General features: G+C 61.6%; 12 protein-coding genes and 1 pseudogene. 4 read left to right on the forward strand and 9 right to left on the reverse strand.

Going from position 1 to position 15,298, the window contains the following annotated elements:
- The gene (gene fdhD / locus AC1RMF_RS05725) at positions 1–831 is read left to right on the forward strand and encodes a formate dehydrogenase accessory sulfurtransferase FdhD (RefSeq protein ID WP_493140324.1); all 831 of its coding nucleotides are present in this window, start codon (positions 1–3) and stop codon (positions 829–831) included.
- Positions 832–833: 2 nt separating this feature from the next.
- A complete protein-coding gene (locus tag AC1RMF_RS05730; RefSeq protein ID WP_493140326.1) occupies positions 834–1,058 on the forward strand; it encodes a formate dehydrogenase subunit delta in 225 nt (74 codons plus the stop codon).
- An 11-nt stretch (positions 1,059–1,069) separates the two neighbouring features.
- Here AC1RMF_RS05730 and AC1RMF_RS05735 read toward each other — a convergent pair whose 3' ends face one another.
- Positions 1,070–2,104: a TraB/GumN family protein gene (locus AC1RMF_RS05735; protein ID WP_493140328.1), complete on the reverse strand. Its 1,035-nt coding sequence runs from the start codon at positions 2,102–2,104 to the stop codon at positions 1,070–1,072.
- Between the two features lie 8 nt (positions 2,105–2,112).
- On the opposite strand from AC1RMF_RS05735, the gene AC1RMF_RS05740 reads away from it, so the two are divergent.
- Positions 2,113–3,123 (forward strand): hypothetical protein, encoded by a 1,011-nt coding sequence (locus tag AC1RMF_RS05740; protein ID WP_493140330.1) that lies wholly within the window; start codon positions 2,113–2,115, stop codon positions 3,121–3,123.
- A 35-nt stretch (positions 3,124–3,158) separates the two neighbouring features.
- Here the strand turns inward: AC1RMF_RS05740 and AC1RMF_RS05745 are convergent, their stop codons facing one another.
- From AC1RMF_RS05745 to AC1RMF_RS05775, 7 genes and pseudogenes are all read right to left on the reverse strand, one after another.
- Positions 3,159–3,914: a substrate-binding periplasmic protein gene (locus tag AC1RMF_RS05745; protein WP_493140332.1), complete on the reverse strand. Its 756-nt coding sequence runs from the start codon at positions 3,912–3,914 to the stop codon at positions 3,159–3,161.
- 7 nt (positions 3,915–3,921) lie between these two features.
- Positions 3,922–7,083 (reverse strand): EAL domain-containing protein, encoded by a 3,162-nt coding sequence (locus AC1RMF_RS05750; protein ID WP_493140334.1) that lies wholly within the window; start codon positions 7,081–7,083, stop codon positions 3,922–3,924.
- Positions 7,084–7,111: 28 nt separating this feature from the next.
- Positions 7,112–7,927, reverse strand: coding sequence for a substrate-binding periplasmic protein (locus AC1RMF_RS05755; RefSeq protein WP_493140336.1), 816 nt, complete (start codon positions 7,925–7,927; stop codon positions 7,112–7,114).
- Positions 7,912–9,672: a methyl-accepting chemotaxis protein gene (locus AC1RMF_RS05760; RefSeq protein WP_493140338.1), complete on the reverse strand. Its 1,761-nt coding sequence runs from the start codon at positions 9,670–9,672 to the stop codon at positions 7,912–7,914. The genes AC1RMF_RS05755 and AC1RMF_RS05760 overlap by 16 nt, the downstream gene beginning before the upstream one ends.
- Positions 9,673–9,893: 221 nt before the next feature.
- Entirely contained in the window at positions 9,894–11,210 is a 1,317-nt protein-coding gene (locus AC1RMF_RS05765; protein WP_493140340.1) for a c-type cytochrome, read from the reverse strand.
- Positions 11,207–12,987: pseudogene (locus AC1RMF_RS05770) on the reverse strand (GMC family oxidoreductase). Before AC1RMF_RS05770 ends, AC1RMF_RS05765 begins: the two are co-directional and overlap by 4 nt.
- A gap of 5 nt (positions 12,988–12,992) precedes the next feature.
- Positions 12,993–13,727, reverse strand: a complete 735-nt coding sequence (locus AC1RMF_RS05775) for a gluconate 2-dehydrogenase subunit 3 family protein (RefSeq protein WP_493140342.1) — start codon at positions 13,725–13,727, stop codon at positions 12,993–12,995.
- Between the two features lie 106 nt (positions 13,728–13,833).
- Here AC1RMF_RS05775 and AC1RMF_RS05780 point away from each other — a divergent pair, with 106 nt between their 5' ends.
- Positions 13,834–14,277, forward strand: a complete 444-nt coding sequence (locus tag AC1RMF_RS05780) for an OsmC family protein (RefSeq protein ID WP_493140344.1) — start codon at positions 13,834–13,836, stop codon at positions 14,275–14,277.
- Between the two features lie 21 nt (positions 14,278–14,298).
- On the opposite strand, the gene AC1RMF_RS05785 is transcribed toward AC1RMF_RS05780, so the two are convergent.
- Complete coding sequence (locus tag AC1RMF_RS05785) at positions 14,299–15,294, reverse strand: HD domain-containing phosphohydrolase (RefSeq protein WP_493140346.1); 996 nt, start codon at positions 15,292–15,294, stop codon at positions 14,299–14,301.
- Between the last annotated feature and the right edge of the window lie 4 nt (positions 15,295–15,298).

Here is a 15,298-nt window from a genome sequence, read left to right on the forward strand (position 1 = left end):
ATGGACATGTGCAACCTGGCATTGCCTGCCCCCGGCACCTACCGCACGCTGGAGGTGACCGGGCGGCGCGACGGCCACCTCTTCCACGACCAGGACTGCGTGGCCGAAGAGGTGCCCGTGGCGTTCGAGTACAACGGCATTTCGCATGCGGTGATGATGGCCACGCCCGATGACCTGGAAGACTTTGCGCTGGGCTTTTCCCTGTCGGAAGGCATCGTGGAAAGCGCACAGCAAGTGCACGATCTGGAGGTCAGCAGCACAACGCAGGGCAGCACACTGCACATCCGGATTGCCGCCTCACAGTTCGCACGCCTGAAGGAAATGCGGCGCAACCTCACAGGTCGCACCGGATGCGGGTTGTGTGGCACCGAAAGCCTGGCGCAGGCCGTGCGCATACCCCGGTCGCAGGCGCAACATGTCCGCTTTGGCGCGAGCGCGGTCGCCAGCGCCGTGCAGAACCTGCGCGCGCGCCAGATGCTGCTATCGGTTACCGGCGCCACCCACGCCGCGGCCTGGTGCGACCCCAGCGGCAACATCGTGACACTGCGCGAGGATGTGGGCCGCCACAATGCGCTGGACAAGCTCGTTGGCGCGCTGGCGCACGCACGCGCGGACGCGGCCAGCGGCTTTGTTGCCGTCACCAGCCGGGCCAGCTACGAGATGGTGCAAAAGACCGCCTGTGCCGGCATAGGCACGCTGGCCGCCATATCGGGCGTCACCGGCCTGGCCGTGGAAGTGGCACAGCAAGCAGGCCTCACGCTGCTGGGCTTCGCCCGGGGCGACAACCTGACGGTCTACACACACCCCGAACAGTTTGAGTGGAAAACATAGCCATGGCAGAAGACAACCTCACCCGCATGGGCAACCAGATTGCCACCTTCTTTGACAGCATGCCCGACCGGCAGGAGGCCTTGCTCGACTTGGCCACCCACCTGAAGAAATTCTGGGAGCCACGTATGCGCCGCGACTTTCTGGCGCGCGTCGATGCGGGCAACGTGGTGAACCTGCACCCGCTGCTGCTGGCGGCTGTTCAGCAGCACCGACAGGTCGTGGAATAGCGCCTCACGTCTCAGAAAATCCGCTTCACGGCAAAGCCCTTTTGCGCCAGCAGTGCGGGCAAGCCTTTCTCACCGATCAGGTGCAGGGAGCCGACGGCAACAAACAGCTTGTGGCCGACGCCATGGAGCTCCTCTATGCGTGCGGCCATCTTGGGGTTGCGGTCATCCACCATGCGCTGCATCTCCTGTCGTTCCATGGCGCTGTTCAGGCATTGACACCACTGGGGGTAGGTATCCAGCGCAGTCTGGTCGCTGGCAGCCCAGGCGTCGGCCAGCTTCACCAGAATGTGCAGCCCGCGCTCGAATTCCTCCGCTGTGAAGTCGCCCCGCGCCAGTGCCTCTTCAATGTCCGCGTTGCTGGCACGCAGGGCCCGCAACTGGTCCTCTGCCGTCTCCAGTGCCTCTATCGCCTTGCCCATCTTGTGGCCTGCCTGGATCAGCATGGCGTCGATGCCGAACGCGGGCTCCAGCCCGTAGCCCCGTGCCATCGCCAGGGTGATGGCCATCACCTGGTATTCGGGCCTGACCTTTTCCAGGTCTGAGGCATTGAGGCACAGCTCGTGCGCCTTGGCCTTGGACCACTGGCTGAATGCTTCGGGCGGAGGCACCTCATCTAGCCGGGTCCGCTCCTGGGCAATAGATTGCATGGTGGCGTCATCCAGCAGGTTGAGCTCCAGCGCCATGGTGTCGCTTGCCTGCACGGCCCGCACCAACTGCGGCCCCGGAAACACCCACTCCAGCTTGGCAACGTGGATGGTGCCGTAGAGGTAGGAAACCCTGCCAGCCTTGGAGACTTCCCAGAGAAAGCCGCGGTCTTTGGCCACGCGTTGCGCTGCCTGGATCTGTTCGACGGAAGGCTCTTGTAGAGGGGGCGGGCAAGCCGCCTGCACAGGTTGACACGTCAGGTACAGCACGGCTGCGGCCAGGGCCAGCAAGCGTTTGATGAGGATAGGAAAAGGTTTTGAACCGTGGTGGGAGAGTTTGCGCAGGATGTCCATCTGCACATTCTCCCTTACCGGGTTTGCAGGTGTTGCAATGGCAGACAAGCTGCCACATGATCACCATTCGTAAGCCGATGGAGATCAATCGATCGGCGCTGCCAGGAGCCCGAAGAATGTGGAAGCGCTTTGTGGTTCGTTGCTGCTTGCGTAAAAACGCTTGGTCCATGCTGCGGGCCTTGCTAGGCCCGGCGTTGACTTTGGCGCTATCCCAGGTGCTTGCCCCCGTGGCGCACGCAGCGGATGGGGCACAGGCTTGGCACTTTGTCGTCAATGGCCCGGAGACACCTGGTGACCAACGCTACCGATACCACTGGAGCGTCCTCAAGGCGGCGCTGGAAGCCACGCGACCGACCTTTGGCAACTATTCGGTGACCATGGCCGAACACATGACGGAGGCCCGGCAGATTGCGGAGATGAAAGAGACCCGAGGCCAGATCAACACCATGGTGCTGGACAGCACAACCGAGCTGGAACGCGATCTGATTGCCGTCAAGATACCGGTGGACAAGGGCTTGGTGGGATACCGGGTGTTTCTGATCCGCGCGGAAGACCAGCCCCGCTACTCCGTAGTCAGAACGCTGGACGATCTGCGTCAATTCAGCATGGGTCAGGGCAAGGACTGGTCCGATGTTGCCATCTACAAGACTGCAGGATTCAAGGTTGAGCGGGGTGTGAGCTACGAGGGGCTCTTTGAGATGCTGATGAACAAGCGGTTTGATGCATTCGGCCGTGGCGCCACGGAGGTGATGGATGAGTTCCAGGCGCGGCAGAAAAGGTATCCGGGCATGGCCATCGAGAAAGACCTGCTGCTGTACTACCCCATGCCGGTGTATTTCTGGTTTCCAAGGACCGAGACTGGCCGGCTCCATGCCAATCGGGTCGAAACCGGCATGAATGCCATCGTCAGGAATGGAACGCTGGACCGACTATTCAAGCAGAACTTTGCGCCCCTGATCAGGGCGCTGAACCTGCAAAACAGGCGCCTGTTCCGGCTCACCAACCCGGACCTTCCGCCCGATCAGCCTTTCAGCAATGCGCAGCTGTGGTTTGATCCCCTGCCCTGATCAAACCGGCACAGGACTGGTCCGGGTACGCCTACTCACTTTTTGCCCACACTCGCTTTGCAGCGGCCAATGCTCTCGTTCAGCGGCTTCAGCAACCCCTTGGGGTCTTGCTTGCTCAGATAGATACCGGTCATCCTGGATCTTCCGTCGGTCACTATGGAACCCGGCGGCCACAGGTTCTTTTGCTCGCCATAGATCGAGCGGGGAACCACCACCACGTCCACCTGGGCGCGCGCCAGCAGCCGCGGCAGCTCCTCATAGGAATAGGCGCCACTGACGCTGGCATAGCCTTCGGCGAGATAGTCGGCGTGTTGTGGCGAGCCCAGTCGCGCCACGATGCGCAGGCTCTTGTCGTGCATGTCCACCGGGCGCAGGGATACCAGCACATCCGGGTTCTGCCACATCGGGCTGCTCTGCAACATGCTGCCGGCACGCTCGGGCGTGAACCCCATGGGAAAGATCATGTCCAGCTCCTGCGCCTGCAGCATCTGGATGACCCTGCGCGTCGGGTAACTCAACCACGTGATTTGGGCGTTGAGTTTGCCGGATATGCAATCCATCAGGCGTTTCTTGGCGGGGTCATTGATCTTCAGGTGGTTGTCGTCCAGCACTTCGTATCCCGGCAATGCGGCGGGCACGCCCACCGTCAGCTGACGGGCCGGACTGGCAGCTTGCGCCTCAGGGATCAACACCCCGATTGCGAGCACACAGGCCGTGCAGCCCAAGCTGGCAATCTTCCGCAACGCGCCTGCGTGGCGACTTCTGTCGGGATGCGCGCCGGGCTCGGTCATCACACGCTCAAGACAGCAGATCGGATGCCAATGATCGCGTGGTCCAGGCCGCGTCGGGCCGCCAGTTCGCGACCCAAGCGGGGAAATCCGCACCCGGCATGGGTCTGGCAATGCCGAACCCTTGGCCCAGTTCGCAGCCCAGCTTGAGCAGGGCAGCACCGTGTTCCACCGTTTCAACACCCTCGGCAATGACCTGGCGCTTGAAGGCCAGCGCCAGCCCGATGACGCCTTCTAGTATGGCCAGATCGTCTGGGTCATCCAGCATGTCGCGCACAAAGCTACGGTCGATCTTGAGATAGGCAACCGACAGCCGCTTCAAATAGGTGAGTGAGGAGTAGCCAGTACCAAAATCATCCAGGGCGAACATCACGCCGATGTCGCGGCAGGCATCGATGACGCGCGATATCCGTGTCAGGTCTTCCAGCGCACTGGTCTCCAGCACTTCCATTTCCAGACTTCCGGCCGGTATGTCCGGGTGGCGGGCAAGGCTCTCCCGCAAGCGGGCGACGAAATCCGTCTGCTGCAACTGGCGCGCGCCCACGTTGACACTGACCGGAATGAACAGGCCCTGCGCACGCCAGATCTCCACCTGGATCAGGGCGGATTCAATGACCCATTCCCCCACATCAACCGCCAGCGGATGGTCCTCGATGAGTGGCAGGAACACCGCAGGCGGCAGCAGACCGCGCTGCGGGTGTTGCCAGCGAATCAGTGCCTCGGCTCCCACCACCTCGCCGGTGCGCATGTTCACCTTGGGCTGGTAGTGCAGCACAAACTCACCCAGCGCCAGCGAATGGCGTATATGTTCCAGACTCTCGTGATAGCCGCGCAGACTGCGGTCCTGGTCTGCGTCGAAGATGTGGTAACGGTTCTTGCCGGCCTGCTTGGCCTTGTACATGGCCTGATCGCCCTGGCGCAGCAACTGGTCTGCATCCACCTCTTCCGCTTGCGGAAAGAAGGTGACGCCTATGCTGGCCGAAACCTGCAGCACTTTCTCACCCACGTGCAAGGGCGCATCGGCTGCCGCCAGCAGGCGGCTCAACAGCGGGGCGCCGGCGGAAACGTCGGGCAAGTCCAGCAGCACGGCAACGAATTCATCGCCCCCCAGGCGCGCCAGCGTATCGCCTTCACGCAAGGCCTGTTGCATGCGTGCGGCAAGAATGATCAGTACCTGGTCACCAATCTCATGGCCATGGCTGTCGTTGATGGCCTTGAATCCGTCCAGGTCCAGATACGCCACCGCCAGCAGTTGCTCGCGCCGCTGGGTCTGCACCATGGCCTGGTGCAGACGGTCCGCCAGCAGCACCCGGTTGGGCAAGCCCGTCAGCACATCAAAGTGCGCCATGTGTTCGAGCTGCTTCTCGTGCGCCTTGATGGCCGAGATGTCGGTGAACAGCGCGACATAGTGCAGGGTGACATTGCGCACGTCGTCCCGTACGGCACTGATGGTGAGCATCTCCGGATAGACCTCGCCGTTCTTGCGCCGGTTCCACAGCTCGCCATACCAATGGCCTTTGTCGTTCAGATCCTTCCATAGGGCGGCGTAGAAGCTCTGCTCATGCAGACCCGACTTGAGCATGTTGGGCCTGCGTCCCAAGGTTTCACTGCGGTCATAGCCGGTGATGCGGGAGAAGGTGTCGTTGACATCCATGATGGTGCCATCCGCCGCAGTGATCATGATGCCCTCGCGGGCGTGCGAAAAGACGCTGGCAGCAAGCAGCAGCTTTTCCTCCGACTGCTTGCGCCCGGTGATGTCGCGGAACGACCAGAAGCGTCCGACGATGGTGTCACCTATTCTTTGCGGCTGCGAATAGCGCTCAAATACGCGTCCATCCAGAAGCAGCAACGTGTCCTCGCTCGACGCGTCCGGATGGTCATACAACTCCTTCACTTTTTCCAGAAAGACCTCGGGCTGTGCCACCTGTGACTTGACATGGTCGAGGACCGGATCCTTCACCTCGGTGTTCAACAGCACCTGGGGAACTCGCCAGAGATCCACGAACTTCTGGTTCCACCGCGATATTTTTCCCTCACGGTCCACCACCAGGATTCCATCCACGGTGGACTCCAGCACCGCGTTGGTCAATGAGTTGGAATACGACAAGGCCTCTTCCGCCCGCCTCTTCTCGGTAATGTCCTCAAACACCCAGATACTGCCCTCCAGGGGCTGCGCGGGATGCAGCGCACAACCGCGCATGCGTGCCAGAAACACCGTGCCGTCCTGCCGCTTGAGCGGCTGCTCCCCTTCATAGCGGCCGGTCGAGGACGCAATCGCCTCATAGATTTTCCGGGCAGTATCGGCGTGGTGCTCTTCAGACAGGTAGACCTCCCGTATGTGCATTCCACCCATCGCGCCGGATGCATAGCCAAACATTTGCTCCGCATAGCGATTGGCAAGCAGGACGATGCGATTGCGCACAAACAGGACGCCGACCTCCACGTTGTTCAGGATGGTGCGCTGTTCCGCAAACGATGTTTGCAGACCCCGGCGCATCTGGTCCATCTGTTGCGCCAGCCGGCCGATTTCGTCCGTCTGCCTCCAGTCCAATGGCAAGTCCAGATTGCCGCCTGCGAGCTGATCGGAAAACGCCGTCAGGCGCGACAGCGGCTTGAGGACGCGCACACGTATCGCAATCAGGATCAGTACCAGTGCCAAAAAGAATTGCCCCAGCAAGACCGTCAGATTGGCATTGCGGTCAGACGCGATCTCGCGCTGTTGCAGACCGTTGTCGATCTCCAGCTCAACCGACCCCAGAACCGTTCCGCGGCGTATCAGTTCGCTGCTGCGCACACGGGCTTCACCCAGCCGCCGCTCGGGCCGTTCGATGTTCAGAATGGGCTTCACACCCTGGTCGCGAATGGTGATGCGGACCACTTGCGGGTCCAGCAGTGCGGCGGCCGCAATGGTCTCGATCATCTTGCTGTCCACATTCCATACGGGATCCACCAGGCTGCTGGTCAGCAGACCCATTTTGTCCACGATATGGCTTTCGGCTTCACGGGCCATCTTTTGCTGGCGCAAACCGGCAAACAACATGCCGCCGATGATGGCCGGCACCAGCAGCCCTATGCACATTGCGACGACGATTCCCACGCTCAGGCTGCGCGCCCTGAGTCCTGCCAGCAACGCGGCCAGTGACCCGGCAGAGGATCGTTCGTGGGTCTTCATGAACAAGCCAGTCTGCTGGGTCGTTGCATCACGGGTCTTCGGACAAGACTGGACGCTGTTTCCACGCATGGATGCTTTGCCGTATCAAACCATCTATTGCGCCACTCTTGCGCAGTGCTGCCAGCCGCTCGTCTATGGCGGCGAGCTTGTCGGCACAACGCCCATTGCGCGTCAATGCAATGAAGTTCAGGGTCTCCGCCGCGTAAGGCTTCAGGGCCACGATCTTGTCCTCGTCGCCCCTCTTGAGCAGGAACGCCATGCCGGCGTAGTACCCGGTGATGAAGTAGTCGATCCGGCCCAGCTTGAGCTTGTCGAAATTGTTCTCCGGCGAATTGGCCTCTTCAAACGTCAGGTGTTCCCGCAGGTATTCGTCCAGGCCGTTGCCGAAGAGGTTTCCACTGGTGATGCCGCCACGAAGACCCACCAGATCGCTGCGATCATGGAACACGAACGCATGCTTGCGGGCTACAAATACCGCCACCGGGTTGGCGAACGCCGGCGTATTGGGGAACAACAGAAACTGTTCTCGCTCCGGTGACTTCTTGAGCGTCACCACCATGTCCACCTCGCCGCGCTGGGCCAGCAGCATCACGCGAGGAAACGGCCCCACGTAGCGGACCTCATAAGGTATTTTCAGGTCATCCAGTACGCGCCTGGCAATGGCGATGCTGGCGCCCTGCAGTGTCTTGCCGTCATACCAGTGCAAGGGCGGATAGGCCGGATCAGCCGTCAGCACCAGGCGTGAGCACTCCGCAAGCGCCAGCCCCATCCACGCACACGCGAGGGTGCCCAGGAATACGCGCAGGCTGTATCTTGTGCCGCGACAATTTAGAAGGTTTCCCATTCCTCATCCGCTCCTGCTGCAACCGCCCGCGCTACGGGAGCCGGCTTCGCAATCAAAACGGGCTGGGGCTTGGCCTTGGCAGCAGGCGCCTGTATCTTGGGTTTTGCAGTGGCGGGGGCGGCAACCGCCTTGCGCACCCCCATGGGCAAGGGGCTTGCAGAGGGTGCAGCGATGGGAGTACTTGCTGCGGCCACGGTGTATTGGGGGTCCAGCTTGAATACGGCAACCGTCTCCACCAGGTCATGCGCCTGGGTCCGCAGGCTGCTGGCAGCCGCAGCCATCTGTTCCACCAGAGCAGCGTTTTGCTGTGTCACCTGATCCATCTGATTCACCGCGTCACCGATCTGGGCCACCCCGGCGGCCTGCTCCACGCTGGCGGAGCTGATTTCGCCCATGATGTCGGTCACGCGGCGTATGCTGGACACGACCTCGGTCATGGTGGTGCCGGCCTTGTCCACCAGCACGCTGCCCTGCTCCACGCGTTCCACGCTGGTATTGATCAGCGACTTGATCTCCTTGGCTGCATCGGCACTGCGGCCGGCCAGGGAGCGCACTTCGGACGCCACCACCGCAAAGCCGCGCCCCTGCTCGCCGGCACGGGCCGCTTCGACCGCTGCATTCAATGCAAGGATATTGGTCTGAAAGGCAATGCCGTCGATGACGCCAATGATTTCACTGATCTTGCGGCTGGAATCATTGATGCCTTTCATGGTCTCCACCACCTGGCCCACGACTTCACCACCCTGGATCGCGACACTGGACGCGGTGTGGGCCAGCTTGTTGGCCTGCGTGGCAGCGTCGGAATTCTGCTTCACCGTGGTGCTGAGTTCCTCCATGCTGGCTGCCGTCTCTTCCAGTGCGCTGGCCTGATTCTCGGTGCGTGCACTCAGGTCGTTGTTGCCATGGGCGATTTCCGCACTGGCTGTGGCCACTCCGTCAGATCCCCGCCGCACCGCGGCCACGGTTCTGGACAGGCTGTGCTGCATGGTCTGAATGCTCTTGAGCAACTCGGCGATTTCGTCGTGCCCCTTCGCATCAATCGCCTGCGACAGGTCACCCGAGGCCACCACCGCTGCCGCGTCGCTGGCCTTTCTGACCGGTCCCACAATCATCCGGGTGACGACCCAACCCAGCGTAACCGCCAGCAGGACCACGACGGCAATGGCAATCTCGGTGGCGGTTCGGGCAACGCTGGCGTTGGCCTTGCCCGCAGCACCGGCATCGTTGGCCAGCTTGACGTTGAACTTGACATGTTCATCCAGTGCGGCGCTGGCTGCCGTGTAGTTCTTGCGGGAGTCGGCGAACAGCAATGCGATTGCATCCTTCAGGCCTTGCTCACCTTGCATGGCCATGGGGATCAGCTTCGCCGTGGTATCCATATAGGCCTGTGTCTTGGCCATGTCGTCCTTGAACAAGTCACCGTCTTCCGGTGTGGAGATCAGTGGTTCGTAGGATTTGAGAAGTGCCTTGGCCTCGGTCATCGACTTCTCTATACGTCCCTTGAGTGCCTCCTGCTCCTTGGCGTCAGCGACCAGAAACTGGGTTTCCAGTCGGCGCACGTCACTGACTTTTCCCTTGATGTTGTAGATGACTATGACACTGGGCAAGGAGTTGTCGCCGAGATCGACCAACGCAGACTGGATCAGAGAAAGCCGCGTGATCGCGAAGACTCCCAACGCGATCGTCAGCAGCGCCATCGCTGCAAATGCAAGACCCAACTTGGCACCCAACTTGAGTTTGGTCATATGCGAGTCTCCAATTATTTTTTTGCAATACTACTCCTGCTTAACCCGCATAGCCAGTGAATGTTTACCCCTATCAGCCGCCTGTCTGGCTGGCCTTTTTCGAGGCTAGACCGCGGTTTTTCCGTCAGGTCCTGGATCAGGAAACGGCCGTAATGTTGGGCTGAAACAGGCTGCAAGGCATGCAGGTGCCTACATCTGAAGCCACTATGTGGGGATGGCACTTACCTGTCCGTTGCTTGGATCACTTTGCTGGCACTTCTGACCTGCGCGACCGATTGCGCGGTGACTGCGTCCGCGTTGTTGCCCCAGCTGCTGCGTACAAAGCTCAGGACGTCGGCAATATCCGTGTTGCTCAGGCGCCAGCCAAAGGGCGGCATGCCCAGTTCGGACGGTGCCGTCACGGTGTAAGGCATGGCAGAACCCTGCAGCACGATGCGCACCAGCGACGTGGTGTCACCAGCCGCGACGGCGCTGCTGTGCGACAGCGTCGGGAAGGTGCGCCCCGCGCCCTGCCCGTCCGAGCGGTGGCAGGCACTGCAGTTATTGAGGTAGATCAAGGCACCCCGTCGACTCGCCAACTTGGTCATGTCCCCTTGACGCAAGGCCAGCGTGGTGGGGTCCTGCGGATCGGGTGCGACGGGCTTGCTGCCGCCAGCTTCGCTCGCACCCAATGACTTGAGGTACACGGCGATGGCATTGGCGTCCGGCAGTGTGAGGTATTGCGTGCTCTGTGAGACGACGCCTGCCATCGCCCCGAAGGCTGCGGTCTGCGCATTGCGACCGGTGTGCAGGTACTGCACCAGCGCGGCCTGCGACCAGGAAGCAAGTCCAGCCTGGGTGGTCTCATCCAGCTCACGCAAGGGCAGCGCATACCAACCATCAATCGACGCCCCCGCCAGAAAGTGCGCGCCGTCCTTTTCACTGGACGCCTTCTCGGCACCAGTGAAATTGCGTGGGGTGTGGCAGGCACTGCAATGCGACAGACCCTGCACCAGATAGGCCCCCCGGTTCCATTCCGCGCTGGCCGACGACACAGGCGCAAATCGCCTGTCCTGCAGATTAAGCATATTCCACAGCGCCATCAGTCCGCGCATGCTAAAGGGCCAAGCCAGTCGGGTGACCACGTTGTCCTGCTGCTCGGGCTTTACTGCCTTCATGAAGTAGGCATAGAGATCGAGCATGTCGGCATCGGTCATCCGGGTGAACTGCACATAGGGCATGGCCGGGTAGAGGTAGTGGCCATCCTTGGCCCGCCCCTGTCGCAGCGCTCTGGAAAACTCTTCGGCGCTGTAGTTGCCTATGCCAAAGCTGCGGTCGGGCGTGATGTTGGTGGAGACAATGGTGCCGAAGGGAGTCGCCATTGCCAGCCCGCCCGCAAACGGCAAACCGCCTGCACGGGTGTGGCAGCTGATGCAGTCTGCAGCACGCGCCAGGTACTCGCCCCGCTGCACGTCGGTATCCGATGGAGCGGTGGCTGCGAAGGCAGATGTTGCCCCAATCAGGAGCAGGGCAAGGCAGCAGCGCTGGAGCCGGTTCATGCCAGCGCTCCGGGATTCTTGAGGTAGCGGTCCTTGATCATCGCTGCCGACCAATAGGCCAGTGCCGCCACCATGCCGGTGGGGTTGTAGCCGAAGTTCTGCGGAAACGCACTGGCTCCCATCACAAACACATTGGGCACGTCCCAGCTCTGCAGGTAGCGGTTCACGGCGCTGGTGGTCGGGTCTGTGCCCATGGGCGCACCGCCGGTGTTGTGGGTGGACTGGTAGGCACGCAAATCGTAGTGGTCGCCCGGCTTCTTGACGCTGACCGTGACTTCGCGCGGTCCCATGGCCTTTGCAATGCCCTGGATCTTGCCTACGATGAACTGGGTCATCGCAATGTCATTGGGCTTCCAGTCGAAGGTCATACGCAGCAGCGGCTGCCCGTATACGTCCTTGTAGGTGGGATCCAGGTCCAGGTAGTTGTCGCGGTAGGCCATGACCGAGCCCTGACTGCCCACGCTGGTGGTGTAGAGGTAGTTGTCCTTGATAGCGCGCTTCCAGCCTGTGCCCCAAGCCGGCGTGCCGGCGTGCCGGCGGGAACGCTCATCTGCTGCAGCGGCCGCCCTCCGGTGTTGATGCAGTTGATGGATGCGCCTCCCACAAAGCCCAGCGGGCCATGGTCGAAGTTGTCGCCGTCAAAGTCGTCAATCACGCTGCCGCTGGCGCCCGCGCCCACGAAAGGATTCATGGGCTGGTCCTTGTTGAAGAACAAATTGACGCCGCCGCCCAGCTGGTAGGCGTAGTTGCGCCCGACCACACCGCTGCCGCTGGCCGGGTCGTAGGGCTTGCCAATGCCAGAGAGCAGCATCAGCCGCACGTTGTGGAACTGGTAGGCACACAGCACCACCAGGTCGGCCGGCTGCTCGACTTCCGCTCCCTGTGCATCGATGTAGGTCACGCCGGTGGCGTGCTTGCCATCGGCCGTCATGTTCACGCGCAGCACATGCGCACGGGTGCGCAACTCGAAGTTGGAGCGGTGCAGCAGCGTGGGCAACAGCGTGGTTTGCGGCGACGCCTTGGCATAGTTGTAGCAGCCATAGCGCTCACAGAAGCCGCAGAAATTGCACGGCCCCAACTGGGCACCGTGCGGGTTGGTATAGGGGCGTGAAGCGTTGGCCGCCGCTTGTGCAAACGGGTGGTAGCCCAGCTCACGCGTGGCCCTGTCAAAGAGCAAGGCGCTGTTGAGCGAGGCCAGTGGTGGCAGGGGATACTCGTTGCTTCTGGTCCCTTCGAAGGGATTGCCGCCAGCCTGGATGACGCCCCCCAGATTGCCGGCCTTGCCCGATGTTCCGCAGACTTTTTCGAACTGGTCGAAGTACGGCTCCAGCTCTTCATAGCTCACGCCCCAGTCCTGAATCTGCAAGTCCTTGGGTATGAAATTTTTTCCGTAGCGCTCGACATAGCGGCTGCGTATGCGCAAGTCGTCCGGCAAGGGCCGCCAGTGGTGACCGTTCCAGTGCACACCGGCGCCGCCCACACCTTCGCCAGGCAGGAACGAGCCTAGTTGCCGGTACGGTACTGCGGTGTCTCCAAGGCCGTGGCGCACCGTCACCGTCTCTTTGGCCAGGTTCTGGAACAGTTTGCCGCGTATGCCGTAGGTCAGTTCATCGGTGATGCGCGGATAGGCGAAGTCCGGGTTGGTGTCGCGCATTTCGCCGCGCTCCAGCGCCAGCACATGCAGGCCCGCCTGGGTGAGCTCCATGCCCATGATGGCGCCGGTCCAGCCAAACCCCACCAGAACGGCATCGACCTTGGGCATCTTTTTGCTAGCCATGGCATTCACCCCTGCGGACCATTGATGCTGACGGGCGGCAGCGGATAGCGTTCTCCAGGGCGCCCCACCCAATCGGCATAGTCGGCACGCGCACCTGGAAAGCCGATCATTTTCCAAGCCGCTGCATTCTTGTTGCCGCCGTGCATGGGGTCGCTCAGATAGCCTTCCCGTGTGTTCTGCAGCAGAAAGCCGAAGAAGGCTTTTCCATTGACCCCTTCCAGCGCGATGGCACCGGACTCCAGCCCCTGCAACAGCTTGTCCTGTGCGGCCGGCTGCAGCAGCGCGAAGGTCTTGCTGCCCAGCTGGGTTTCGCAATAGCGGTCGGTTGCTGCAATGCCGGCACGGTACACATCGCGTGGTGGCAACCGGTCTTGGTAGCCGAACTCCGGCGGGGACTCCACATACGGCCCCTGCATGTACCAGAGCGCAGCGTTGCCAAAGATGGCGTCCATCTGGCGGTCGATGAATTCCGGCACGCCTGCTTCCAGCGCACCCGGTCCGCTGTCGTCGGCCGGAATCAGCCGCGCCACTGCGGCCTGCACAAAGACCCATTCCGCCGGATGGAAGTAGGCCGGTTGGTAGGTTGCCGTGGACGACGTGGCGCCTGTCTTGTCCGTGGCATCGGCACTCCCCTTTTCCTGTGCAGCGCTAGTCAGCACCAATGTAGCCGTGGGCAGTATGACCACGGACTTGCGCAGAAAAATGCGGCGACTGAGCGCCTGGTTGGGTGGAGTGTTCATGGGCTCAGGTTACTGCCCGGCACTGGCACGGCTCCGTGCGTTGGCGCACCGAAATCGCTCAACCCAACCGATAGGCTGAATGCCACTCAACCACGAAGGAATCGACATGTCCGAAAAATCCGCCAGCGTCCATTGGCTAGGTTCCGGCAAAGAAGGCAAGGGAGAAATCAGCACTGAAACCGGCGCGCTGGCCAACTACCCTTATGGCTTTGCCAGTCGCTTCGGAGAAGAACGCAAGGGCACCAATCCGGAAGAGATATTGGCCGCAGCACACGCGGCATGTTTCACCATGGCGTTTTCGTTTGCCTGCGAGAAGGCCGGTTTCGCCACGCAGATGGTGGATACCCGGGCCCGCGTCCGGCTAGTGGCCGCAGGCGAAGGTTTTGCCATCGACCAGATTGCCTTGCATATGAAGGCGAGCGTAATCGGCATGGAGGACGCACGCTTTCAGGAATTGGCCGATCTGGCCAAGCACAACTGCCCGCTCTCCAAGGCTCTGACGGGCGTTCCATCCATCACCCTGGTGGCCGAGCTGCTGCCGCCGCAATGATTGGTGCCTGAACTTCTATCGCTACTTGCTCGCGCCCTCCGGCGTCTCCCAGCGGGCGCGTATGGCTTCAATGGTGGGGATGATGGAGAAGAACACGTCGATCAGGCGGGGATCGAAGTGCTTGCCAGCGCCTTCGCGCAGTATCTGCAGGGCGCGCTCCGCCGACCAGGCCTCCTTGTAGGGCCTGCGCATGGTCAGCGCATCAAAAACGTCGGCAATGGCAACCATGCGCGCCTCGATGGGAATGGCCTCGCCAGCAAGGCCTTCCGGGTACCCCGAGCCATCCCATTTTTCGTGGTGGTACATGGCGATCGAGGCGGCCATCTTGAACGTGTCCGAGGTGCCTTTGGCCAGGATGTCGCGTCCCAATTGGCAGTGCGTGCGCATCACCGTCCACTCTGCCGCGTTCAGTGGACCGGGCTTTTGCAGGATTTCCTTGGGTATGCCGATCTTGCCGGTATCGTGCATGGCCGCCGCGCGCTCGATATCGCGGCAGTAGTCTTCGGATTTTCCGGCGGCGCGGGCCAGCGCTTCGCTATAGGCGGCCATGCGCCAGATGTGCACGCCGGTATCTTCGTCATTGAAGTGCGCGGCCTCGCCCAGCATGGAAATGGCCTCGCGGTAGCTCTGCTCCAGCCGTTCGACACGCACCATGGAGAGATGCGCACGTACCCGCGCCGCCACGATGGGCGGGCTGATGGGTTTGACAATGTAGTCCACCGCACCCAGCGCAAACCCTTTTTCTTCCATCTTGCGGTCTGACATGCTGGTGACAAAGAGGACGATCGTCTCGTTGGTCAGTGGGTCGGCCATGAGCTGGCGACACACTTCATAGCCATCGATGTCGGGCAACTGGATGTCCAGCAATACCATCGCCGGTTGATGCTTCCTGGCGGCCAGCAGCGCATCGGCTCCAGTGGCGGCAAACACCAAGTCGTATTCGCCGGAGAGGATCTCGCCCATCAGGGCGAGATTCGCGGGTTCATCATCGACGATCAATATGGGTCGCTTCGACATCTGT

This window comes from Rhodoferax sp. GW822-FHT04A08 (genome assembly GCF_058801025.1).